This window comes from Pseudomonas sp. 11/12A, assembly GCF_000800055.1.
GTDB classification, from domain to species: Bacteria; Pseudomonadota; Gammaproteobacteria; order Pseudomonadales; family Pseudomonadaceae; genus Aquipseudomonas; species Aquipseudomonas mohnii.
On record NZ_JUGV01000001.1, the window covers coordinates 2,989,885 to 3,014,156 of the forward strand.

The 24,272-nt window shown below is 62.4% G+C and carries 21 protein-coding genes; 10 read left to right on the forward strand and 11 right to left on the reverse strand.

The annotated features are described in order from the left end of the window. Nucleotide 1: 1 nt before the first annotated feature. Together GQ39_RS13735 and GQ39_RS33510 are read left to right on the forward strand one after the other, a co-directional pair. Entirely contained in the window at nt 2–1,189 is a 1,188-nt protein-coding gene (locus GQ39_RS13735) for a type II secretion system F family protein (RefSeq protein WP_047538861.1), read from the forward strand. A gap of 156 nt (nt 1,190–1,345) precedes the next feature. Next, entirely contained in the window at nt 1,346–1,990 is a 645-nt protein-coding gene (locus GQ39_RS33510) for a hypothetical protein (protein WP_047530714.1), read from the forward strand. A gap of 117 nt (nt 1,991–2,107) precedes the next feature. On the opposite strand, the gene GQ39_RS13745 is transcribed toward GQ39_RS33510, so the two are convergent. Beyond that, nucleotides 2,108–3,025 carry a LysR family transcriptional regulator gene (locus GQ39_RS13745; protein ID WP_047530716.1) on the reverse strand — a complete coding sequence of 306 codons (918 nt, stop codon included), beginning with the start codon at nt 3,023–3,025 and terminating at the stop codon, nt 2,108–2,110. A gap of 160 nt (nt 3,026–3,185) precedes the next feature. Between GQ39_RS13745 and GQ39_RS13750 the strand changes: the two genes are divergently transcribed. Beyond that, nucleotides 3,186–4,205, forward strand: a complete 1,020-nt coding sequence (locus GQ39_RS13750) for an alpha/beta hydrolase (RefSeq protein ID WP_047530719.1) — start codon at nt 3,186–3,188, stop codon at nt 4,203–4,205. A gap of 202 nt (nt 4,206–4,407) precedes the next feature. Then, nucleotides 4,408–5,835 carry a mechanosensitive ion channel family protein gene (locus GQ39_RS13755; protein ID WP_047530722.1) on the forward strand — a complete coding sequence of 476 codons (1,428 nt, stop codon included), beginning with the start codon at nt 4,408–4,410 and terminating at the stop codon, nt 5,833–5,835. Nucleotides 5,836–5,928: 93 nt separating this feature from the next. On the opposite strand, the gene ycaC is transcribed toward GQ39_RS13755, so the two are convergent. The 5 genes from ycaC to GQ39_RS13780 form a co-directional block, all read right to left on the reverse strand. Beyond that, nucleotides 5,929–6,555 (reverse strand): isochorismate family cysteine hydrolase YcaC, encoded by a 627-nt coding sequence (gene ycaC, locus GQ39_RS13760; RefSeq protein ID WP_047530725.1) that lies wholly within the window; start codon nt 6,553–6,555, stop codon nt 5,929–5,931. Between the two features lie 69 nt (nt 6,556–6,624). After that, a complete protein-coding gene (locus GQ39_RS13765; protein ID WP_047530728.1) occupies nt 6,625–8,463 on the reverse strand; it encodes an amidohydrolase in 1,839 nt (612 codons plus the stop codon). Then, nucleotides 8,460–9,071, reverse strand: a complete 612-nt coding sequence (locus GQ39_RS13770; protein WP_047530731.1) for an antibiotic biosynthesis monooxygenase — start codon at nt 9,069–9,071, stop codon at nt 8,460–8,462. Before GQ39_RS13770 ends, GQ39_RS13765 begins: the two co-directional genes overlap by 4 nt. Beyond that, a complete protein-coding gene (locus GQ39_RS13775) occupies nt 9,064–9,480 on the reverse strand; it encodes a DoxX family protein (RefSeq protein ID WP_047538863.1) in 417 nt (138 codons plus the stop codon). The genes GQ39_RS13770 and GQ39_RS13775 overlap by 8 nt, the downstream gene beginning before the upstream one ends. 444 nt (nt 9,481–9,924) lie before the next feature. After that, nucleotides 9,925–10,845: a LysR family transcriptional regulator gene (locus GQ39_RS13780; protein ID WP_047530733.1), complete on the reverse strand. Its 921-nt coding sequence runs from the start codon at nt 10,843–10,845 to the stop codon at nt 9,925–9,927. A gap of 227 nt (nt 10,846–11,072) precedes the next feature. Between GQ39_RS13780 and GQ39_RS13785 the strand changes: the two genes are divergently transcribed. Continuing rightward, nucleotides 11,073–11,489 carry a helix-turn-helix domain-containing protein gene (locus GQ39_RS13785; protein ID WP_047530735.1) on the forward strand — a complete coding sequence of 139 codons (417 nt, stop codon included), beginning with the start codon at nt 11,073–11,075 and terminating at the stop codon, nt 11,487–11,489. A 107-nt stretch (nt 11,490–11,596) separates the two neighbouring features. Here GQ39_RS13785 and GQ39_RS13790 read toward each other — a convergent pair whose 3' ends face one another. Together GQ39_RS13790 and GQ39_RS13795 are read right to left on the reverse strand one after the other, a co-directional pair. After that, nucleotides 11,597–12,421: an alpha/beta fold hydrolase gene (locus tag GQ39_RS13790; RefSeq protein WP_047530737.1), complete on the reverse strand. Its 825-nt coding sequence runs from the start codon at nt 12,419–12,421 to the stop codon at nt 11,597–11,599. A gap of 13 nt (nt 12,422–12,434) precedes the next feature. Further along, complete coding sequence (locus GQ39_RS13795; protein WP_047530739.1) at nt 12,435–13,031, reverse strand: flavodoxin family protein; 597 nt, start codon at nt 13,029–13,031, stop codon at nt 12,435–12,437. Nucleotides 13,032–13,389: 358 nt separating this feature from the next. On the opposite strand from GQ39_RS13795, the gene GQ39_RS13800 reads away from it, so the two are divergent. Beyond that, on the forward strand, nt 13,390–16,194 hold the full coding sequence (locus tag GQ39_RS13800; protein ID WP_047530740.1) for an ATP-binding protein: 2,805 nt from the start codon (nt 13,390–13,392) through the stop codon (nt 16,192–16,194). Here the strand turns inward: GQ39_RS13800 and GQ39_RS13805 are convergent. Beyond that, the gene (locus GQ39_RS13805) at nt 16,159–17,643 is read right to left on the reverse strand and encodes an ATP-binding protein (RefSeq protein ID WP_047530743.1); all 1,485 of its coding nucleotides are present in this window, start codon (nt 17,641–17,643) and stop codon (nt 16,159–16,161) included. The genes GQ39_RS13800 and GQ39_RS13805 overlap by 36 nt on opposite strands. A gap of 157 nt (nt 17,644–17,800) precedes the next feature. Next, nucleotides 17,801–18,751, reverse strand: a complete 951-nt coding sequence (locus GQ39_RS13810; RefSeq protein ID WP_047530745.1) for a GlxA family transcriptional regulator — start codon at nt 18,749–18,751, stop codon at nt 17,801–17,803. A gap of 258 nt (nt 18,752–19,009) precedes the next feature. Between GQ39_RS13810 and GQ39_RS13815 the strand changes: the two genes are divergently transcribed. Continuing rightward, a complete protein-coding gene (locus GQ39_RS13815; RefSeq protein WP_047530747.1) occupies nt 19,010–19,732 on the forward strand; it encodes a pirin family protein in 723 nt (240 codons plus the stop codon). 42 nt (nt 19,733–19,774) lie between these two features. Here the strand turns inward: GQ39_RS13815 and GQ39_RS13820 are convergent, their stop codons facing one another. Next, nucleotides 19,775–20,650 (reverse strand): LysR family transcriptional regulator, encoded by an 876-nt coding sequence (locus GQ39_RS13820; protein WP_047530749.1) that lies wholly within the window; start codon nt 20,648–20,650, stop codon nt 19,775–19,777. Nucleotides 20,651–20,765: 115 nt separating this feature from the next. Between GQ39_RS13820 and GQ39_RS13825 the strand changes: the two genes are divergently transcribed. The 3 genes from GQ39_RS13825 (at nt 20,766) to GQ39_RS13835 (ending at nt 24,270) form a co-directional block, all read left to right on the forward strand. Beyond that, on the forward strand, nt 20,766–21,995 hold the full coding sequence (locus GQ39_RS13825) for a YbfB/YjiJ family MFS transporter (RefSeq protein ID WP_047530751.1): 1,230 nt from the start codon (nt 20,766–20,768) through the stop codon (nt 21,993–21,995). A 142-nt stretch (nt 21,996–22,137) separates the two neighbouring features. Continuing rightward, entirely contained in the window at nt 22,138–23,136 is a 999-nt protein-coding gene (locus GQ39_RS13830; protein WP_047530752.1) for an NAD(P)H-quinone oxidoreductase, read from the forward strand. A gap of 180 nt (nt 23,137–23,316) precedes the next feature. Next, nucleotides 23,317–24,270 carry an alpha/beta hydrolase gene (locus GQ39_RS13835; protein WP_047530754.1) on the forward strand — a complete coding sequence of 318 codons (954 nt, stop codon included), beginning with the start codon at nt 23,317–23,319 and terminating at the stop codon, nt 24,268–24,270. Nucleotides 24,271–24,272: the final 2 nt, after the last annotated feature.

A 24,272-nucleotide genomic window follows, 5' to 3' on the forward strand; every position in this document is an offset into this window, starting at 1 on the left:
CATGCGATTTCATCTCAAAGCCGTCGGCAAGGCCGGCGTGGTTTCCATGACCGTCGAGGCACCGGGTCACAGCGAGGCGCGGCGCATCGCCGAAGACCAGGGCCTGCGGGTGGTCAGCCTGCACGCCGAACGTCATTGGCGGGCGTTGCGCCTGAAGCAGCGCGAGACGTTCAACCTGGTGTTGTTCAGCCAGGAATTGACCACGTTGCTCAATGCCGGCCTGCCGTTGATCGATGCCCTCGAAAGCCTGGCGGAAAAAGAAACCGCGCCCCAGGCCCGCAAGACCTTGGGCGAACTGGTGCGCCTGCTTTATGAAGGCAAGTCGTTTTCCCAGGCGTTGGCCCAGTTGTCGGCGGTGTTCCCGCCGTTGTACGTGGCTCTGGTGCAATCCAGCGAGAAGACCGGCGCCGTCGGCGAAGCACTGGGCCGCTATGTCAGCTATCGCCAGCGCATGGACGAGGTCCGCCAGAAGATCATCAGCGCCTCGATCTACCCCATGCTGTTGTTGGTGGTCGGGGGTGGCGTGGTGCTGTTCCTGATGGGCTATGTGGTGCCGCGCTTCAGTCTGGTGTTCGAAGGACTGGGGTCAAACCTGCCGTGGCTGTCGCAGATCCTGATGAGCAGCGGCATGTTCCTGCACGCCCACCAGGGCGAGTTCTTCGGCGCCTTGCTGGCCGTCATCGTCGTCCTAGTGCTGCTCAAGCGCCAACCGGCCTTTCGCCGGGGCGTGGACCACCTGATCGAAAAACTCCCGGCGGTACACCAGCGCATTTTCATGTACGAACTGGCGCGTTTTTATCGCTCCCTGGGGATCCTCTTGCAAGGCGGCATTCCTCTGGTCACCGCCATGGGCATGGTCCGTGGCCTGCTCACGGTGGCCTCGCGCACACGCCTGGACCAGGCGTGCGAGCGGGTACGCGAAGGGCAATCGCTGTCGACGGCGCTGGAGCTCAATCATCTGGTGACCCCGGTGTCCCTGCGCCTGCTGCGTGCCGGTGAACAGTCCGGCAACCTCGGGCAAATGATGGAGCGCAGCGCCGACTTCTACGACGAAGAAATCAGCCGCTGGATCGAATGGTTCGTGCGCTTGTTCGAACCCTTGCTGATGACCTTCATTGGCCTGTTGATCGGGGTGATCGTGATCCTGATGTACATCCCCATTTTCGAACTGGCCTCGAGCATTCACTGACCGCTCTGGAACGGGGCCTGGCACCGCGACGGACGATTTATCGACGTCGCAAATGAATAAAGCGGGACGTTGAGGTGTTTATCGACAGTTCCTGCTGAATAAAGCAATGCATTGCATTGTTTATCAACGTTCCACCTGAAGAAGACGGAGATCGATATGCACATGAACAAGCTTATGCTGGCTGTTGCAATTGGCGCAGTTCTGTCGGCATCTACCGTACTGATTCCGGACAACCTGTCCGGGGTTTCGAGCGCTCACGCAAGAGAAGGGGGTAGTGGTGGAGGTGGCGGCGGCCACGGAGGTGGTGGCGGCGGTGGCGGTAGTGGCGGTGGCGGTGGCGGCCACGGTGGTGGCGGCGGCGGCAGTGGCGGTGGCGGTGGCGGCCACGGTGGTGGCGGCAGTGGCGGCGGCGGTGGTAACGGTGGCGGCCACGGTGGTGGTGGCGGCGGTAGTGGCGGCGGCGGTAATGGTGGTGGAAGCGGCAGTGGTCACGGTGGGAGTGGCAGCAGCGGCAACAGCGGCAGCGACCATGCTTCGGGGCACAGCGGCAGCACAGCCTCCTCCGGCTCGGGACGCAACAGCAGCCACGCAGAACCGGGTGATGACCATGGGGTTCATCGTGCCGGCGAGGTGGGCGACGACCACGGCGTGCACCATGCCGGACAACAGGCAGGCGACGACCACGGCGCTCATCATACCGGTGAGGTAGGCGACGACCGCGGAGCCCATCGTGCTGGCGAAGTCGGGGACGATCGCGGCGTGCATGTGGGTGGCGAAGCAGGCGATGACAAACGGACCTGACATTCACTCATCAACACACGATCTGTGGGAGCTCGCTCCCACAGATATCCAAGGCACCCACAACATCCGCGCCCGACACAAATCCCCTGGAGCTGGCTTGCCAGCGAAGACGGTCTATCAGGCCCCATCCCTGTTGAATGGCCCGCCCCCATCACTCTGATCCAGCCGCTCGCGCAAAAACTCGATCAACGCCTGCACCGGTCGCGATGACTGGCGGTGTTGCGGGTACACCGCCGACAGGGTCAACGGCTCGGGTCGAAACTCATCCAGCACCGACACCAGCCGCCCATCCTCCAATGCCGAACCGACAATGAAGGTCGGCAGGTACGTGATGCCCATCCCCGCAATCGCTGCGTCCTTGAGCAACTCGCCGTTGTTGACCCGCATGCGCCCGGTGACGTTGACGGCCAGCGGCTTGCCCTGCCCTGCGAAACGCCATTGCACCTGACGGCCGTGGCCATAAGGCAGGCAGTCATGGTTGTGCAAGTCTTCAGGCTTGAGCGGCGTGCCGCGCTCGCTCAGGTAAGCCGGGCTGGCGCAATACACTCGCTGGATGGAGGCGATGCGACGGGCGATCAGCGTCGAGTCTTCGAGAATGCCAATGCGCAGCGCCAGGTCGTAGCCCTCGCCCAGCAGGTCCACCGGCCGGTCACTCAAGTCCACTTCCACCGTGACCTCGCGGTAGCGCTGCAAAAACGCTGGCAGCAAGCACCCCAGATGGGCCAGGGCGAAGGACAGCGGCGCACTGACGCGAAGGGTGCCGCGCGGTTCGGTGGTCTGGCCGGCGATACCCTGCTCCACTTGCTCGACCTCGCTCAGCAAGCGCAGGGCCGACTCGTAATAACTCTGCCCCAGGGGCGTGACGTCCAGTCGCCGGGTCGAACGATTGAGCAATCGCACGCCGAGGCGCTCTTCGAGTTGCATCAAGCGCCGACTGACAAATTGCTTGGACAGCCCCAGTTGATCGGCAGCGGCCGTGAAGCTGCCGGAGTCCATCACCTGGCAAAAAATACGCATATCTTCGAAGGGGTTCATTGTCACATCCCGGTTGACAGTCAAACACTTTATAGCGGCTTTTTCCCGTTTAGGCACCCTATTAATCTGTGCTCACGGTGTTGCTGAGGCCTGAATCACACAGCCACCAGCAGCCTGAAACCCAGGTACTTAACGTCCAAGAATTCAAAAAGGATTTGCCATGAACATCGTCAAGAAAACCCTGACCGCTTCCCTCCTCGCCCTGTCCATCGGCAACGCATTCGCCGCAGGCAGCCCCGGCGTCGAACACAACACCCAGGCCTTCCTCGAAGCCCTCGCTGCCGGGGGTGGCAAACCGCTGGAGCAACTGAGCCCGAAAGAGGCCCGCGCGGTGCTGACCGGCGCCCAGGCCTCGGTGAAAGTAGACCTGTCCGGTGTCGAGGTGAGCGACCGCGCGATCAAGGTCGATGGCCAGACCCTCAACCTCAAGGTCGTGCGCCCGGCCAAGGTCAACGGTGAATTGCCTGTGTTCATGTTCTTCCACGGTGGCGGCTGGGTACTGGGCGACTTCCCGACGCACCAGCGGCTGATTCGTGATCTGGTGGTGGGTTCCGGTGCCGTCGCGGTGTATGTCGATTACACACCCTCGCCTGAGGCGCATTACCCGACCGCGATCAACCAGGCTTACGCCGCGACCCGCTGGGTGGCCGAGCACGGCAAGGAAATCGGCGTCGATGGCCAGCGCCTGGGCGTGGCCGGCAACAGCGTCGGCGGCAACATGGCCGCGGTCGTAGCCTTGATGGCCAAGGAACAGAAAACCCCGGCACTGCGCTTCCAGCTGTTGATGTGGCCGGTGACCAACGCACAGTTCGACACAGGCTCCTACCAGCAATTTGCCGAGGGCCACTTCCTGACCAAGGGCATGATGCAGTGGTTCTGGGACAACTACACCACCGACAAGGCCGAACGTGCACAGATCCACGCCTCGCCCCTCAAGGCCGGCGCCGAACAGCTCAAAGGCTTGCCGGCCGCCCTGGTGCAGACAGCCGAATTCGACGTCTTGCGCGATGAAGGCGAAGCCTATGCCCGTCACCTCGACGCGGCGGGCGTGCCGGTCACGGCGGTGCGCTACAACGGCATGATCCACGACTTCGGCCTGTTGAACCCGCTGAGCCAGATTCCGGAAGTCCAGGCAGCGGTGCGCCAGGCAGCACTGGAGCTCAAGACACACTTGAACTGAGTCCTGTAAATAGTCTGCCTTCGAACCAATGTTGTAGGAGCGAGCCTGCTCCGGGCGGCGTTCCGACGATGGACTTAAGAACGCCGCGTTTAATCAGTAAACGCGCGTTATCGTTAACGACCATCGCGAGCAGGCTCGCTCCTACAACATCGGCCTTCGGGCAGGCTTTTTTCGGTCCGCCTTTTTTAAATGGAGTTTGCCCATGTCCTTTCTCCTGGCTCACCTGCTGTCCTGGAGTGCCCTGTTGCTGGTGATCGATGCACTGCTCTGGCATCTCGCACCGTTCAAGCACCGCGTCACCCAGATCGGCTGGCGCACCGGTCTCTTCCTGGCCTTCAGCACGCTCATCATCAATGCAGGCGTCAGCCCGTTGCAGGCACCGTTGTTCGCCGATGATCGCGTGGCGCAACTGGGGGCCACGGCCCTGGGGATTCTCTGGTGGCTGTACGCGGCGCGGGTGCTCACCGAAGTCATTGGCCTGGTGCTGATGCGTCGCATCGGTCACAGCGGCCGACTGTTGCAGGATGTCATCGGCGCGCTGGTGTTTCTGGCCGCGATCGTCGCGGCGGCGGGCTATGTGCTGGAGTTGCCGGTAAAAGGGCTGCTGGCGACCTCCGGGGTGGTGGCCATTGTGGTCGGCCTGGCGTTGCAGAGCACCCTGAGCGATGTGTTTTCCGGCATCGTGCTCAACACCACCAAGCCGTATCAGGTGGATGACTGGATCTCGATCGACGGCGTCGAAGGCAAGGTGCTGGACATCGACTGGCGCGCCACCCACCTGCTCACCAGCGCCGGCAGTACCGCCGTGGTGCCGAACTCGGTGGCGGCCAAGGCGAAGATCGTCAATCTCAGTCGCCCCAGCAACATGCACGGGGTGTCGATCAGCATTCAAGTGCCTAACCACATTCGTCCGCGTCGAGTCCTCGACGCGTTGGACCGCACGCTCCAAGGCAGCAGCAGCCTGCTTTTGAACCCGGCGCCCAAAGCGGTTTTGAAAGAGGCCGGCGAAACCCTGTCCGAGTATGTGGCCAGCGGTTTCATCGCCGAGCTCGGCAAAAAAAGCGAAGTGCGCAATCAGTTGTTCGACCTGGCCCATCGACACCTGGAAGCGGCCGGCATTTCCCGGCAGCTCGATGGGGTGATCGAGCCTTCGACGCGGGCGCGAGCCTTGCTCGACGAGGTGAAGATTTTCCGTTCGCTGAGCGAAGACGAACGCGATCAATTGGCGCAGTCCATGACCGCGCAACAGTACGCAGCGGGCCAGGTGGTATTGGGACTGGGCGAGGTGCCCGACAGCCTGTTCGTGATTGCCACTGGCGTCGTCAGTGCTTCGGTGCCTGATGGCGCCGGACAAACCGAAGCCGGCCGGATGGGGCCGAGCGAGGTCATGGGCGAACAAAGCATCCTCGCCGACACCCCCTCGCAAGCCACGTTCACCACCCTGACTTCGTGCATCATTTACCGCCTCGACAAATCCCTCACCCGCCACTGCATGGAGCAGCGCAGCGAAGTCGGCCAGGCCTTGAACAAGCTGCAAGCCGTTCGGGAGCAGAACAGCCGGCTGGCGCTGATGAGCAAACCGGTACCGATCAAGAAAGGCGGTTTTCTCGGCTGGTTGCAAAAACGCTGAGGCAAAAATGCCCGCGGGTTGGTGAATGCTGTTCTGTTATGACGAACAACTTTGCTCCAACGCGCGGGCATTTCGCGGTGCCAGTGAGACGGCTTATTTGGCAGTGAACTTGGTATAGCTGTTGATCAGGTTGCGGTAGTTCGGCAGGCGGTTCGACAGCAGATTCGCCAGGCCTTCCATGTCGTTGCGCCAGTCACCCTGCAGCTCGCACGCCACGGCGAACCAGTTCAGCAGGTGCGCACCGGCAGCCGACATGCGCGCCCAGGCGGCTTGTTGCACGGTGGTGTTGAAGGTACCGGACGAGTCGGTGACGACGAACACTTCATAGCCTTCGGCGATGGCCGACAGGGTCGGGAACGCCACGCAAACATCCGTCACCACACCGGCAATGATCAGTTGCTTGCGACCGGTGGCCTTCACCGCTTTGACAAAATCCTCGTTGTCCCAGGCGTTGATCTGGCCAGGACGGGCAATGAAGGGCGCATCCGGGAATTGCTCTTTCAGTTCAGGCACGATCGGGCCGTTGGGGCCGCTGTCGAAACTGGTGGTGAGGATGGTCGGCAGGTTGAAGAACTTGGCGATGTCACCCAGGGCCAGCACGTTGTTCTTGAACTCGTTGGGCGAAAAATCCTGCACCAGCGAGATCAGGCCGGTCTGGTGGTCAACCAGCAGTACAACGGCATCGTCTTTGTTCAGGCGTTTGTACGGAACATTGCTCATAAGAAACTCCTTGGTGGATGGATATTGCAGGTAGCGCCGGGCCATCGGGCCGGCGCTTTTTTGTATTCGTCAGAAAGCAAAGCACGAGCAGCCGAAAGCGCCCCAGAAACCGGCGAAATCACTGACCGGCGCATTCGACAGTCGCGCCCGCTCATGGCTGTGGGAGTGCACCTTGCAAGGCCCGCTGCACTGGTGAACCTGCGCCTGCAGCGGCGAGTTCGGCCGCCAGTGCCCCGGCACTTTGACCACCGGCGACCAGTCCGGCAGTACCGGCACACTGGCCGGCCCGAGTTTTTCGAAATCACCGGCGGCGTACACCACCTTGCCGCCGACCACGGTCAGCACCGACTCGATCCACTTGATCGCTTCTTCATCGACACTGAAAAAGTCCGCGCTCAACGCCGCGACGTCCGCCAATTGCCCGACCTTGATCTGGCCCTTCTTGCCCTGCTCGGACGAGAACCAGGCGCTGCCGTGGGTGAACAGTTCCAGGGCGGTCTGGCGCGACAGGCCTTCGGCATGCAATTCCATGCCGCCGACGGTGCGGCCGCTGACCATCCAGTACAGCGAAGTCCACGGGTTGTAGCTCGACACCCGCGTCGCATCGGTGCCGGCACCCACCGGCACGCCTTCGGCCAGCATGCGTTTGATCGGCGGCGTGGCTTCAGCGGCTTTGGCGCCGTAACGCTCGACGAAATATTCGCCCTGGAACGCCATGCGATCCTGAATCGCGATGCCGCCCCCCAGCGCCCTCACCCGCTCGATGTTTTGCGGGGTGATGGTTTCGGCGTGATCGAAAAACCAGGGCAAACCGTTGAACGGGATGTCGCGGTTGACCTTCTCGAACACGTCGAGCATGCGGCTGATGGATTCGTTGTAGGTGGCGTGCAAACGGAACGGCCAGCGCTGCTCGACCAAATGACGCACCACCGGTTCCAGTTCGTCTTCCATGGTTTGCGGCAGGTCCGGACGCGGCTCGAGGAAGTCCTCGAAATCCGCCGCCGAGAACACCAGCATTTCCCCGGCGCCGTTGTGCCGCAGGTAATCGTCGCCCTGGTGCAGGGTCACGTTGCTGGTCCAGTTTTTGAAGTCGGTCAGTTCTTCCTTGGGCTTCTGGGTGAACAGGTTGTAGGCGATGCGCACGGTCAGTTGCTGGTCCTTGGCCAACTGCTCGATGACCTGGTAGTCGTCCGGGTAGTTCTGGAAACCACCACCGGCATCGATGGCACTGGTCAGGCCCAGGCGGTTGAGTTCACGCATGAACTGGCGTGTCGAGTTGACCTGATACTCCAGTGGCAACTTCGGCCCCTTGGCCAGCGTCGAGTACAGAATCATCGCGTTGGGTCGTGCCACCAGCATGCCGGTCGGCTCGCCATTGGCATCCCGGACAATCTCGCCGCCCGGCGGGTTCGGGGTGTTGCGGGTATAACCGGCCACGCGCAGCGCCGCGCGGTTGAGCAAGGCGCGGTCATACAAATGCAGGACGAACACCGGGGTATCGGGCGCGGCCTGGTTCAGTTCCTCAAGGGTCGGCATGCGTTTTTCGGCGAACTGGAATTCGTTCCAGCCCCCCACCACCCGCACCCACTGCGGCGTCGGCGTACGATCGGCCTGGTCCTTGAGCATGCGCAAGGCATCGGCCAGGGACGGCACGCCTTCCCAGCGCAGTTCGAGGTTGTAGTTCAGGCCGCCACGGATCAGGTGCAAGTGCGAGTCGTTGAGGCCCGGAATGACGCAGCGACCCTTGAGGTCGATCACTTGCGTGGCCGAACCGCGCAGGGCCATCGCTTCGGCATCGCTGCCCACGGCGACGAAGCGGCCGTCGCTGATGGCCACGGCGCTGGCGAGGGGCTTCTCACGGTCAACGGTATGAAATTGGCCATTGAACAGAATCAGATCGGCGTTCATCGCGTTTCCTTGGTCTGGGTGGATGAGGATAGCCAAGGCGCGAACAAACGCGTTGCCATTGGCATGAACAGGTACACCACCGACAGCACGATGGTCAGGGTGATCAGGAAGGTCGCGACCACGTAGTTGGAGAGCCAGGCATTGAGCTTCAACAGCGGTCCCCAGAGCAGCGGCACCAGCAAGGTGTGCGGCAGAATCACCAACAGCGTCACCACGGCCTGCTTCCAGCGTGGCGGCGGCGAGCCCGCCTCGGACGCTGGAGCGAACCAGAACTCGTTCACCGGGTTGACTTCGGTCTGGTCGCCGTCGGCCAGCATGGGTGTGGCTTCGCTGATCAGCGCCTGACGCTGCTCCGAGTCGAGCCAGCGTTGCATCGCCTCGGTGGAGCAAAACCGCAAGACGCAGGTGTAGGTGTCGAGGCCGGCGTGCTTGCCACGAACCACGTCCACCCCCAAGTGCCCGTCCCACTGCCCGGCCACTCGGACAATGTTGCGCAGCCAGGCTTCGTAAGGCGCTTCAAACCCGGCCTTGACCCGGTGCTTGATGATCAGTGTCACGACCTCTTCGAAACCGCGCACAGGTGTGTCGAGCAAATTGGATTCAGGCATAACGAAAGGCTCCGGAAAATCGGTGATTGAACGCCAGCGGCCCCGGCCCGGCGATGAGGATGCTGGTGAACAGAATCAACAGCAGCCAGCCGAACTGGCCTTCGGCCAAGCTCCATTGCGGATGCACGATCAGCAACGCCACCAGCAGCACAAACAGAACAGGCAAGCAGGCCAGGCGCACCAGCACCCCGGCGACGATCAGCAACGGGCACAGCACCTCGGCAAAAATCGCCAGCATCAGCGTGAGATTCGCCCCCAGGTGGAACGGGTCTTCAATGCGCTGCAACTCGACAGCGTAGTTGAGCAGCTTCGGCAAACCATGCACCCACAACAGGAACAACGCCGCACTGACCCGCAAGAAAAGCAGCCCGACATCCCTGGCCCGTTCATCCCAACGCGACACAATCATGACCGCCCCGCACAAATGAAAAACAACCGGCATGGAGGCACCGGAACTTGATGCGATAGTGACGGGGCCAGGACGGGAAAAATTGGATGTACGTGCTCTTTTTGCGCGGGGCTCGTGGCCACGGGGCGACGTAGGCGCCTGTAGGAGCGAGCCTGCTCCGGGCGGTGTTCCGACGATGGTCGTCAACGATGACGCGGGCTGTCTGAATGCCCGCGTTGCCCGGACGTTCATCGCGAGCGGGCTCGCTCCTACATTGGATAAGGTGCACCAGCAGATGATTGGTCTGCTGTCAGGCCGCCATCGCTGCGATGCGGCGCCCCGACAGGCCAGCTCCCACAGTAGATCTGGTACACCGGCGGGTAATTGGTTGGCTGTCAGGCCGCCTTCGCTGCGATGCGGCGCCCCGACAAGCCAACTCCTGCAGTAGATCGAAGGCGACCACGATCAAGCCGGAATCGGCAACGGCACCGACATGAACTGACTGATCCGCGAACGCAACCAACGCTCCGCCGGATCATTGTCATGCACCCCGCTCCAGGCCATCGACAGTTGCGCCGCGTCGATGGGGAACGGCGGGTCTTCGGCACGCAAGCCACACCCTTCCACCAACGCACAGGCCGCATAGTCCGGCACCGTGGCGATCATTTCGGTGCCGGCGAGCAAGGCGCGCAAGCCACTGAACTGCGGCACACCCAACACCACCCGGCGGGTGCGACCGAGCTTGGCCAGGTCCAGATCAATGTTGCCGCTCAGGTCCCCGGAAAACGACACCATGGCATGGGGTCGTTCACAATATTCGTCCAGGGTCAGGGTCCCCGGCCGCTTGTCGCCACGCAGCACTTTGCAGGGAATGTCACGCAGTTTCTTGCGCTTGGCATTGGCCGGCAGGTCCGTGGTGTAGCTCACGCCCACGGAGATTTCCCCCGATGCCAGCAACGCCGGCATCAACAGGTAATTGGCCCGGCGCACGACCACGACAATGCCTGGCGCCTCTTCTTGCAGCTGACGCAACAGCGGCGGAAACAAGCCGAACTCGGCATCGTCCGACAGGCCGATACGAAACACTTCGCAACTGGTCGCCGGGTCAAACTCCTTGGCCCGGCTGACCGCCCCGGAGATGGTGTCCATCGCCGGTTGCAGCTCCTTGAGAATCGCCAGCGCCCGCGCGGTCGGCTCCATGCCACGGCCATTGCGCAACAGCAGCGGGTCATCGAACAGGTCGCGCAACCGCCCCAAGGCAGCACTGACCGCCGGTTGGCCCATGAACAGCTTTTCCGCCACGCGGGTCAGGTTTTTTTCGAACATCAAGGCTTCGAAAATCACTAGCAGATTCATGTCTACACGGCGCAGATCGTTACGGTTCATGGGCACGGTTCCCTTGTGTGATTGACCAGGCGCGAAGGCGTTGATTGTCTCTGACTTTACTCAAAACTGCCCGCTTCACCCGGGAGGAATTAACAACGTTTAACTCGTCAGGCACAGGGCCGCGCCCAAGAATGAAAACCTCTGCGCAGAGCTGTTTTTCTTCCAGAGGGAAGGCACTGGCCAACAGGCCGTACGCCGTTGCGTTCCCACCGACACGGACATTGGACATGGTTTATTCACAGCAAACCGCCGCCCGCGCCCCGGTCCGCGAACCGTGCAACACCGGCAGTGGCGGGCTCAGTCCGCAGCGCGAACGGCTGGTGAAACAACTGATCCTCGATCGCCTCGGCGAAAGCCTGGAAGTCACCGAACTGGCCCGGGCCTGCGCCCTCTCGCGCAGTCATTTCTCCCGTGCGTTCAAATGCAGCACCGGCTATTCGCCCCAGGAATGGATTCGCCAGCAGCGCATCGCCCGGGCCAAGCTGTTGATTCAACACACTGACCTGAGCCTCACGCAAATCAGCCTCGAATGCGGCTTTTGCGATCAGGCGCACTTCTGTCACATGTTTACCCGCAGCGAAGGCATCAATCCGTTTGCCTGGCGCTGCCGGGTGGTACGCTCCGTCCTTCCATTGTCCCTGTAAGCCCACGGTTTGCCGGCGCTGGCGATTTCACGATCACCTTCGTCGGCAAGCCGTGCTGCTGCAGGGTTGCGTTATCGCGATGCAACCCTGCGGTGGTTCTCCAGGACTTAACCCTTCAGAAACGCCAGCAAATCGCTGTTGAGTTGATCCTTGTGGGTGTCCGTCAAGCCATGGGGCGCGCCAGGGTAGACCTTCAACGTAGAACCCTTGACCAGCCCCGCCGAAGCGATGCCCGCCGCCTCGATCGGCACCACCTGATCGGCGTCGCCGTGTACCACCAGGGTCGGCACGTCGAACTTCTTCAAGTCCTCAGTGAAGTCGGTTTCCGAAAACGCCTTGATGCAGTCGTAGGCGTTCTTGTGGCCGGAGGTCATGCCCTGCATCCAGAACCAGTCGATCATGCCTTGGGACGGCTTGGCGTCAGGTTTGTTGAAGCCGAAGAACGGGCCGCTGGCGAGGTCTTTATAGAGTTGCGAACGGTTCGCCAGTGAGGCCTGACGAATGCCGTCGAACACCTCGATCGGCAGCCCGCCGGGGTTGGCCGCCGTCTTGAGCATCAGCGGTGGCACCGAGGAAATCAGCCCGGCCTTGGCCACCCGACCAGTGCCATGACGACCGATGTAGCGGGCCACTTCGCCGCCTCCGGTGGAGAAACCGAACAGCACGGCGTCGCGCAAATCCAGGTGTTCGATCAGTTGCGCCAGGTCATCGGCGTAGGTGTCCATGTCGTTGCCAAACCACGGCTGGCTGGAACGGCCGTGCCCACGCCGGTCGTGGGCGATGACGCGGTAGCCCTCGGATGCCAGGAAGATCATTTGCGACTCCCAGCTGTCGGCATTCAACGGCCAACCGTGGCTGAAGACAATCGGCTGACCGGTGCCCCAGTCCTTGTAGTAGATCTCGGTGCCATCGCGGGTGGTGAACGTGCTCATGAGGCGTGCTCCTTTACGTGAGGGTTGGGGTGATGCAATGGGATACGGGCCCCATGCGCTCGGCCAGTCGCGCCACCCGTTCACCCAAATGGGCGGCGGTGCAGCGGTCTTCAGGGGGCGGCGCCAGGTCGGGAGACTGTTCGACATTCGACTGGGCCATGGCGCCCAGCGAACTGCCCAGCCGGTTCAATTGCCCGTCGAACACGCCGGCGCCAGAGCGCGCGGGCAACAGGTCGAGGCCGACCCAGATCATCGAATGCTGGGCGGCGAACACGGCCATTTGCAGCAAGGTATTGAGTTTGTCGCCGCACAGGCAGCCGGAATTGGTGAAGCCGGCTGCCAGCTTGTCGCGCCACGGCTGCGCCAGGTAAAACGCGGCCGTGGCTTCCATGAAGCCCTTGAAGGCGGCGGAGGCGCTGCCCATGTAGGTCGGGGCGCCGAAAATGATCGCGTCGGCATGGTGCAAGTGCTCCCAGTGCTCGTCCACCTCTTCTACCGCGATCAGCCGGCAGGTGCTGCCCAGGTGCCGCTCCACCCCTTGCGCCACGGCTTCGGCCATGACCCGGGTGTGGCCGTAGCCGCTGTGATAGACCACGACCACCTTGCTCATTGCGGTGTCCTCCAGACAGGCAAAATCCATGTAGGTGCCGCCGCAGGCTGCGCTTGATTTTAGAAGCTAAAATCAACGATTCGCAGGCGACGACAACGCTTACAGGATTGGAGTTTTGGGTGTAGAGCGGACGCAGGACGAGTTAAACGTTGTTAATTTTTCCTGGCGCGCCAAAAGCCTCGACCGCACCTTTGTCAGCTTCGGCCCCAATCAACACGGGACCGGGCAATAGGCTGGCAAACACAGCGGTCGATACTGGCATCATGCAGTCATCCGAGCCATGCATTGCGTTCGGGAAATAACCTGATAAACATGTTTGAAAGCCGCGAACTAGACGTATGTGATCAGGAGTGAACCGTTGACCTTTTCCCCCGAGCAGGCTGTCCATTTCGGACCCTACAGGATCTACCCCGGACAACGCCTGGTGATGGAGGCCGAGCGGCCCCTGCGCCTGGGCCGGCGGGCCATGGATATCCTGTTGATCCTGCTGGAACACGCCGGGAATGTGGTCAGCAAGCAACACCTGATGGCCGAAATCTGGCCCAACAGCGTGGTGGAAGAAATCAACCTGCGGGTGCACATGGCTGCCCTGCGCAAGGCGCTGGGCGACGGTCAGGCCGGTCAGCGCTACATCGTCACCGTGGCTCAGCGTGGCTACAGCTTTGTCGCGCCGTACTCGCTGGAGCACATCGAGCTCGACCGGCCAAGCGAGCCGGTCGAATCGAGCAGCCATAACCTGCCCCTGCGCCGCACCCGCATGATCGGCCGGCAAGCGCTGGTCGACAGCCTGATGACGCACCTGCCGCGCCAGCGTTTCATCACCCTGGTCGGCCCCGGCGGGATCGGCAAGACCACCGTGGCGCTGCGGGTCGCCGAACAGCTGATCGGTCGCTATCGGGACGGAATTCGCTTGCTGGACCTGGCGCCGATCAACGATCCGTCGATGATCACCGGTCATCTGGCGACGCTGCTCGAGCTGTCCCTGCATGATGCAGAACCCTTGAACAACCTCGCCATGTTCCTGCGTGAACGCCAGATGCTGCTGGTCATCGACAATTGCGAGCACCTGATCGACAGCGTGGCGCTGCTGTGTGAAAGCCTGCTGCGTGGCGCGCCGCATCTGCACATCCTGGCCACCAGCCGCGAGTACCTGCGGGCTGAAGGCGAATTCGTTCAACGCCTGGAGTCCCTGGACTGCCCCCCGCCCATCGCCGTGCTGGACCGCGCCCAGGCCCTGAATTTTTCCGCGCTGCAACTCTTCGTCGAACGGGCCATGGCCAGCCACGACAGCTTCGAATTGACTGATGCCGATCTGCCGCGGGTCATCGATATCTGCCGTCGCCTCGATGGCATCCCGCTGGCGCTGGAACTGGCGGCCGGGCAAGTCGCCAGCCTTGGCCTCGAAGGTTTGCTCAGGCAACTGCAAGGCAGCTTTCGCCAGCTCACCCCGCACAACCAGTCAGCCCTGGGTCGGCATCAGACCCTGCGCGCCACCCTGGACTGGAGCTTCGATCTGCTCAGTGTCTGCGAACAAACGTGCCTGCGCCGACTCGGGTTGTTCCGTGGCGGCTTTACCCTGACGTCGGCAGCGGCGGTGATCGTCGGCGAACAGGTGGAAACGCGCGAGGTGTTTGGCTCGATCACGCAACTGGTGGCCAAATCCCTGCTGAACGTGGACGTCGGTGACGAAGAGGTGTTCTACCGTCTGCTCGACACCACGCGCAGCTATGCCCTGGAAAAACTCGAACAGGCCGGCGAGTTGCCCTCCACCCGCGAACGCCATGCCGAACGCTGCCTGGCCTTGATGCATCAGGCGCAAAACGACTGGGAGCACATTCCGACCGGCCTGTGGATCGAGCGCTATGCCCGTAGCCTGGAAGACGTCCGTTCGGCGCTCGATTGGGGCTTGTCCGTAACGGGGCCGCACACCCTGGCGATCCGTCTGACGGCGACCTCGACGCCCCTGTGGCAGGAACTGTCGCTGCTCAAGGAGCACGGCGGGTATGTGCGCAAGGCGCTGGCCTTGCTCGAAGCGGCGCCCGAGCCCTGCCCGCGCTTGAAAATGTCCCTGAAACTGGCCTTGGGCAGCGCCTGTTATCACGCTCAGGGCGGCACGGCGGAAACCATCGACGCCTTCGTCTGCGCCCGCGCCCTGGCCAGGCGCTGTGACGATGTGGCCGGGCAATTGCGTGCGGTGTCCGGGCATCTGGCGGTCAACCTCAGCTGCGGCAACTATCAAATGGCCCTGGAACAGAGCCAGCAATTCGACCGCCTGGGGCTCAACGGCGATGCGGTACTGGACCTCAGTACCCACCGCCTGCGGGTACTGGCCCTGCACTTCGCCGGGGATCAGCATCGGGCACGGATGAATGCCGAGGAAGTCATCCAGCGCATGGCCCACAGCGGCCATCTCAACCGTTTCACCCATGGTTTTGGTGTGCAATATGACCAGAGCGTTGCCGCCCTGACCATCCTCGCGCGCATCCTCTGGATCCAGGGCCAACCGGAACAGGCCTGGCGCACGGCCCGACAGGCGCTGGACATTGCGCTGCAGATCAATCACGGCACGTCCATCTGCTACACCCTGGCACTGTCGGGTTGCCTGATCGCCCACTACAACGGCGACACCCGCACCGCCCGCGAGCTCTTGTACCTGCTGCAGGAACAGGCGCAAAAACACTCGGTACAGCTGTTCTATTCCTGGGCTCAGCACTATGCGCGGGTCATCCACCGTGCCGACGCGCCGGCATTGCCAGGCCCGGGCGCGGGTTTGATCAAGGAAATCATGGTCACGCTGGACAGCACACTCATCGATGACGATTTGCTGCAACGCGCCGACACCGGCGCGGCGGGCTGGTGCACGGCAGAGATTCTGCGGGCCCGGGCCGACGCACTGCTGGCAGCCGGCAGCCCGGTGAACTACGACGCTGCCGAGAGCGTGCTGATCAGGGCGCTCAATGTAGCGCAGCACCAGGGGGCCCTGGCCTGGGAGTTGCGCAGCGCCACTTCGCTGGCGCGGCTGTGGCAGCGTCAGGGACGCTATCGGCAAGCCCATGAGCTGCTGGCGCCGATCTACCAGCGCTTTACCGAAGGCTATGCCACCCCGGACCTGATTGCCGTGCGACGTCTACTCGGCGAGTTGCAGGAGCACTTGCCGGCCTGATGGCTTGGGTGCCCGAGCGATGTGAGCGGCGTAACGCATTTCGAAGGTGCATAAGGCGCCACTGTGTTCGAGTTTTTCCAGGGCATAGCGGCGGGTGGTGTTGAGAAAACGGTAGCGCGTCAGCCCATCGACCTGTTCGCGCGACAGCAGCGATTTGAGCGCCAGGCCCTCCATCACGTGGCGCAGAGTGGCGGGCAACAAGGTGGCGCAACTGATCACACCCATCGCGGCGTCCAGGGTAAACGCCGACTTGAACACCGCCAGACGCTGCAGCACGATTTGCTCCACCGGGCTCAGCCGCTCATAGCTCCAGTCCAGGGCGGCCTTGAGCGTCTGGTGGCGCGGCACGGCGGTGCGTCGCCCCTGGGTCAGCAGTTGAAAACAGTTACCCAGCTGGGCTTGCAGCCCCACCAACGCCAACGCATCGATCTGCGCCGCCGCCAGCTCTATCGCCAGGGGCAAGCCGTCGAGGTGCTGACAGATTTCGCGTATGGCCTTGAGGTCCTGTTCGCGCAAGGCAAAGCTTTGTTGGCGGGCTCGGGCACAGCTGACAAACAGCTGCACCGCCGAATAGCCCATGACCTCGGCGACACTGCCCAGGGCCGACGCTTTCGGGACCAGAAGCGGTGGCAGCAACTGGACCGATTCGCCCTTGGCCAACAACGGTTCGCGGCTGGTGGCGAGAATCGACAGCCGGGGTGCCGCGATCAGCAGCGCCTCGACCAGTGTCCGGCAACGTTCGAGCAGGTGCTCGCAATTGTCGAGAACCAGCAACGCATGCCATTGCCCCATCGCATCGAGGTCGGCGCCCACCTCCAGATCCAGGGTGCGGGTCAGATGATCGACCACTTGCGTCGGGTCATCGATCATCGCCAGATCCACCCGCCACACCCCGTCACGGTAATGCTGCAGCAGCAGCTCGGCGACTCGCACGGCCACGGTGGTCTTGCCGATGCCGCACGGCCCGATCAGGGTCATGAAGCGCCGTACCGGCAGTTGCCGCACCAGGCTGCCGACCACCGCATCGCGACCGGTGACCGGTGTCAGGCGCGCGGGCAGATTGTGCTGAGGTTTTTGCAGGTTGTCGAAGGCGACGGACGCGGCCGTCGCGACCTGGCGCACCGGTGCGACGAAGCTGTAACCACGCTGGGGAATGTTGACGATGTAACAGTGACCGTTCTGCCCGTCACGAAAGGCCCGGCGCAGTGCGGCGATGTGCACGCGCAGGTTGATTTCCTCAACCACCGACCTTGGCCAGACCTGAGCGATCAGTTCGTCTTTGCTGACCACCGAGCCGGCGTGCTCGACCAGCACCTGCAAAATATCCAGGGCCCGTCCGCCCAGGCGCAGCGGCTGATCGCCTTCCACGACCAGGCGTTGATTCAGATGGAACGCGAAGGGGCCGAAGTGCAGCACCGTGTCGCCGTTGATATCTCTGAGGCTATTCATGCATCGTCACCTGCTGGAACCTGCCCGGCACGCGAGTCCATCCAGGCTCCGTACCTTCCTTGCAATGAGTTCAGGGGTATCTTGGCAGGCTTGGGTGACGGTACAACTGCCACAGGGGGAGCGTCACGGCCATTACGGTGCGCGCGACGGACACGGGCTAGCTGAACTGCTCTCGGTACTGGGTCGGGGTCAGGCCAAGCTTTTCACTGAACAGAAAACGCATGTGTCGCACGCTGCCAAAGCCGCTCTTGAACGCCACGGTCTTGAGCGGTAAATCGCCGGTTTCCAGGAGGTTGCGGGCACGGTCGATGCGGGCACTTTGTAGAAACTCCATGGGTGTCATGTCGACTTCCCGGGCAAACACCCTGGCGAAATGCCGTGGGCTCATGCTGGCCAGACTGGCCATGCGCTCGATGCTGAAGGCTTCGTCGAGGTGTTCGAGCACATGGTTCTGCACCCGGGTGATGGCCGTTTCATGGGGGGCCACCGCCGCCATCAACGGACTGAACTGTGCCTGACCGCCCTGGCGTTTCATCACCACCAGCAGCACCTTGGCCACGTCCTGGGCGACTTTCTTGCCATGGTCTTCAGCGACCACCGCCAGCGCCAGGTCGATGCCCGCGGTCACGCCTCCAGAGGTGATGAGGTTGCGGTCCTGGACGTAAATCTGGTCAGTCTCAACGGTGGCCCTGGGGAAGCCCTTGATCAGGCGCTCGGTGTAGTGCCAGTGGGTGGTCACGCGAAAGCCGTCGAGCAGACCGGCATGGCCCAGCACAAACGCCCCGGTGCAGATCGAGCCATAGGTTCGGGATCGACTGACGTTGTGCTTGAGCCACTCGAGCAAGGGCGGATGTTTTTCGTTGTAGGCACCGGGGCCGCCGGGCACCAGCAGCAAATCAAAGCCGTCACAGGCCTGGTCGATAGGCTGGTCGGCCTGCACCTTCACGCCATTGGACGCCCGCAGTGCGCCGGGTTCAGTGCCAATGGTCGTCAGCACATAGTGGTCAGCGGGTTTGAGATAGCGGTTGGCAATGGAAAATACCTCCATCGGCCCGGCCATATCGAGCAGGAGAAAGTCGGGGAACAGCACCATTGCCACGGTTTTCATGGGTTTGAATCATCATTGAAATCAAGGAAGGCCAGCGCATCGAACCCGCAGGAGCAAGTCCACAGGGTTCGCGCCCGGCATTAAAAATGTGTGCTGAGCATTATGGCCAAATTCCCGGCGAACGTCGGTGATTCATTTCGCAAAACTGTCAACCTGAGAGGGACAGTATTTCAATTTTCATCTACTTATTGCATCAACGAGTAAATATTAACCTTCTCCTCACTCGGACGAATCAACGTCCCCACAGGAGATTTCATCATGCTGACCCTTCGCAAAGCCTCGGAACGCGGCGCCGCCAATCACGGTTGGTTGAAGTCGTTCCATACCTTTTCCTTCGCCAACTACCGCAACCCGCGGGAGCAAGGTTTCTCCGACCTGCTGGTGATCAACGACGACCGCGTGGCGGCCGGCAAAGGCTTCGGCCAGCACCCGCACCGCGACATGGAGATTTTCTCCTATGTGCTCGAAGGCGCGCTGGAACACAAGGACACCCTGGGCACCGGTTCGGTGATCCGCCCCGGCGACGTGCAGCTGATGAGTGCCGGCAGCGGCGTGGCGCACAGTGAATTCAATCACTCGGACAGCCGGCCGGTGCACTTTCTGCAGATCTGGATCGTGCCGGACGTCAGCGGCGCCAAGCCACGCTACCAACAGGAGCACTTCAGCACGCAGAAAAAACGCGGTCGCCTGCAGCTGATCATCTCCCCCGACGGCGCCCAGGGTTCGTTGAAGGTGCGTCAGGATGCGCGGGTGTACGCAGGACTGATCGATGGCAAGGAAAGTGCGACCCTGGAACTGGCCGCCAACCGCTATGCCTACGTGCACGTGGCTCGTGGCAGTGTCGAACTTAACGGTTTGTCGTTGCAGGAAGGCGATGGCGTACGGGTTCGCGAGGAACAGCTGTTGACCTTGAGCAACGGCGTGGATGCCGAAGTCCTGGTGTTCGATCTGCGTCCGCAAGAGTTGCCAGAAATGCCTTGAACACCAACTGTAAGGCCAGGGAGCTTGCTCCCTGGCCACCGTTTATTCCCCTGTCCCTGCAAACCCCGCGACAATCTCATCGATCACCGCCCGCACCCGGGCGGTATGCCGCAAGTCCGCGTGGGTCACCAGCCAGACGTCATAGGGCAGCGGCCGCGTCCGCTCGGGCCATAACCTGACCAGCCCGTCCCTCTCCCCCAAGTACACCGGCACCTCCCCCAGCCCGACGCCTGCCGCGATGGAGCGGCGCACCAACAGACTGGAACTCAGGCTGGCGACGATCCGCCCACGCCCCAAGGGCTCGTTGACCAGGCTCATGTCTTTGCCGGCCTGCAAATAAGGCTGATACACCACCAGATCATGCCCCTCGAAGGCCGCTCCCGGCTCCGGCACGCCGTGGGCGTCCACATAATCCTGTGAGGCGAACAGGCCCACGGGCCAGCGGGCGATTCGCCGGGCGATCAGGTCGGGGTTATCCGGCCGGGTATTGCGCACGGCGATGTCGGCTTCGCGTTTGGCCAGGCTGAGGATTTGTGTCGAGGCGTCCAGTTGCACCCGCACATCAGGATGCAATTGATGCAGGCGGGCGACCGCCGGAATCAGGAAGTCGATGGCCAGGGAATCGGTGGTGGTGACGCGCACGGTGCCGGTGAGCCGATCATCGAGGCCCTGGATTCGGCGCTCCAGTTCCAGCGCCGAAAGCTCCATTTTCTCCACCGCGCGCATCGCTGCTTCGCCTACCGCCGTCAGGGCATAGCCTTCGGAGGTACGCAAGAACAACGTTGCGCTCAAGGACTTCTCCAGCGCCGTGATTCGCCGCCCTACGGTGGCCTGATCCACTCCCAGCACCCGCGCGGCTCCGCGCAGCGTGGATTCGCGGCAGACCGCGAGGAATACCCGTGCGTCATCCCAGTTCATAAGGTCCCTCCCCAGATGATGCATATTCGCATCGCTGCAACGTGAAATCGCAGCATTATTGCATCATAAAACCCCGATATGCTGGCCTCCAGAGTAACCCGACAGGACAAAGCTCATGCTCAACGCCTCATCTCCCACCCCTGCCCCGCGCAGCGCAATCTGGATGCCGATCTTCGCCGGCCTCTGCGCCAGCCTGGTCAGCATCGGTCTGGCGCGTTTTGCCTACACACCGTTGATTCCTTCGCTGATCCAGGCCCACTGGTTCAGCGCCAGTGACGTGGTATTTCTCGGCGCCGCCAATCTGGTGGGCTACCTGATCGGCGCGCTGATCGGTCACCCGCTGGCTCGGCGCACCTCCAACAACACTGCGCTGCGCCTGATGATGCTGGCGGTGACCCTGGCGTTTTTCGCCTGTGCCTTTCCGTTGTCGGTGAGCTGGTTTTTCGCCTGGCGCTTGCTGTCCGGCATTGCCGGTGGCGCGATCATGGTGCTGGTGGCGGCAACGGTGTTGCCGCATGTGCCGGCTTCGCGCAAAGGCCTGGCCAGTGGCGCGATCTTTCTCGGGATCGGCCTGGGCATCGCCGGGTCGGGGACGATCGTTCCGCCACTGCTGAGCCTGGGCCTGCAACAAACCTGGCTCGGCCTGGGCGTGCTGGCGCTGGTCCTGACTGCGGTCAGCTGGTTCGGCTGGCCATCGGCCACGCCCCATGCGCTGGCGACCACGCCGACCGATAGCGCGTCAACGGCGACAAACCCGAGTGTCTACCTGTTGTTTGCCCAGTACGCGTTCATGGCGGCCGGGCTGGTGCCGGCCATGGTATTCCTGGTGGACTACGTGGCCCGCGGGCTGGGGGCCGGGCAACATGTCGGCGCGCTGATTTGGGTGATGTACGGCCTCGGGGCGATTGTCGGACCGGTGAGCTACGGCTTTCTGGCCGATCAACTGGGGGCGAAATTGAGCATTCGACTGGTGCTGGCAGTGCAAGCGATTGCCGTTGGCCTGCTGTCGATCTCCAGCGCTTTTTGGGCACTGGCCTTGCTGGCGGTGATCCTCGGTTCGTTCCCGCCCGGCATCGTGCCACTGGCTCTGGCGCGGGTTCACGAACTGATTCCCGGACATCACCAGCAGCAGATCGCCTGGAGTCGCGCCACCGTGTCCTTTGCCACCTTCCAGGCCATCGCCGGTTTTGCCTACTCGGCGCTGTTCAACGCCAGTGGCGGCCATCACGCACTGATGTTCGTGATCGCGGCCGGGGCTATCGTCGTTGCATTGCTGTTGGAACTGGCGGTGCGTTTATCGGGCCAACCGAAAGAGGCTGCCTGCATCAAACCGACCGTTGCGTGAACCAGACAGCCCCCATGCGGGACCGCGCTTGCCCGCGATGAGGTCGACACCTTCAACATTGATCGCACCTGCCAAACCGCCATCGCGAGCAAGCTCGCGCCTACAGTTATTCAAATGTTTCAATTCCTGAGAGGTAACAAACATGACCCTCCCCCAAACCATGACCCAGATTGAAATCACCCAGCCCGGTGCACCCGAAGTCCTGCAACCGCGCCAGGTACCCTTGCCTGTGGCGGGCCCCGGCGAAGTGCTGATCCGCGTGCACGCCGCCGGGGTCAATCGTCCTGACGTGCTTCAACGCGCCGGCAAGTACCCGATGAAACCCGGCATGAACCCGATTCCGGGGCTGGAGGTGGCCGGTGAAGTGGTCGCCATCGGTTCAGGAGTCAGTGACTTCATGGTCGGCGACAAAGTCTGCGCACTGACCAACGGTGGCGGGTATGCCCAGTATTGCGCGGTCCCGGCCAGCCAGACGCTACCGATTCCCGAGGGCATGGACTGGGTGCAAGCGGCAGCGATCCCGGAAACCTATTTCACGGTATGGGCCAATCTGTTCGACATGGGCGGCGCCAGCAAAGGCCAGCGAGCGCTGATTCATGGTGGCACCAGCGGCATCGGCACCACTGCGCTGATGCTGTGCCGCGAGTTCGGCGTCAAGGCATTCGCCACCGCGGGCAGCGAAGAAAAGTGTGCGGCGATCCGTCAATTGGGGGCCGAAGCGATCAACTACCGCGATGAGGACTTCGTCCAGGTCATTCAGGAAAAAACCGCCGGCCAGGGGGTTAATGTCGTCCTCGACATCATGGGCGGTTCGTACCTGAACCAGAACATCGCGGCATTGGGCATGGACGGCCGAGTGGTGATGCTCGGTTTTCTCGGTGGCGCTCATGCCAGGGACGTCGATCTGCTGGCGATCATGGGCAAGCGCGCGGTGATCACCGGCTCGCTGTTGCGCGCACGCACTCGGGAAGAAAAAGCCTCGATCGCCGAACAACTGCATGAGTACGTCTGGCCCGTGCTCGCCGCCGGGCGATGCCGGCCAATGATCGATCAGGTCTATGCACTCAACGATGCGGCCCAAGCCCATACGCGCATGGAAGGTGGCGATCACATTGGCAAGATCGTGCTGCGTGTGGATTGATACCCGCGCAAATCCCTGTGGGCGCACGCCTGCTCCCGAAAGCGGCCTGGCAATTGACATGAATGTGGAATGTCACGGCCTCATCGCGAGCAAGCTCGCCCCCACAAGTCGAAATTATTCCTGTTGCCGGCACACATCTGCTAAAACGCGCACTTAATGTCTGTGCCGGTAGACCACCCGATGCCCTCTGCTTTTCTCACCCGTTTGCGCCCACGCTGGCTGCCGCTGCTGTGCATGGCCGCGCTGCTTGTCGGCCTGCCGGTGAGTTGTGGCGCACTCAAGTACAAAGAGCGCGAGCTGCTGTTTCGCATCGAACCGGGCACGGCCGGCTGGTATCGCGGCTTGCCGGGGGACGTTCAGGAGTTCGATATCAAGTCCGCCAGCTTCAAGGCCGGGCAGAACCTGCATGCCTGGTGGTGGCCAGCGGCGCGCCGCGATGCGCCGGCAATCCTCTACCTGCATGGCGTGCGCTGGAACCTGACCGGCCAGGCGTTTCGCATCGAGCAATTGCGCGCCATGGGGTATTCGGTGCTGGCCATCGATTACCGAGGGTTCGGCCAGAGCCACGGTGACCTGCCATCGGAAGCCAGCGTTTACGAAGACGCCCGGGCCGCGTGGGAGCGTTTCACGGCCATGCAGCCAGATGCCGGCAAGCGTCTGATCTACGGTCACTCACTGGGCGGCGCGGTGGCCATCGACCTCGCCGCCGACCTGGCCGCGCAGGCGAAAAAGGATCATGTTGCGGTGCCGGTGCGCGGCCTGGTGATCGAATCCACCTTCACCTCGCTGGGCGATGCGGTGGCGGAAGTCGCCGACAACAACCTGCCGGTCAACTGGCTGCCGGTGCGCTGGCTGCTGTCGCAGAAGTTCGACTCCATCGACAAGATCGTCGACATCGACATGCCGTTGTTGGTGGTCCATGGCCTGGCCGACCCGTTCATGCCGTCGCGATTCAGCCAGCAGTTGTTTAATGCGGCCAACGAACCCAAGCGCTTGTTGCTGATCCCCGGCGGTACGCACAACAACAGCATGAGCCTGGGCGGCAGGCAGTATCGCCAGGCACTCGACAGTTTGATGAAAGCAAAACCACAAATCGCCGGGCCGGCAACTTCGCGAGGCGCGCAGGATTCCTGAGG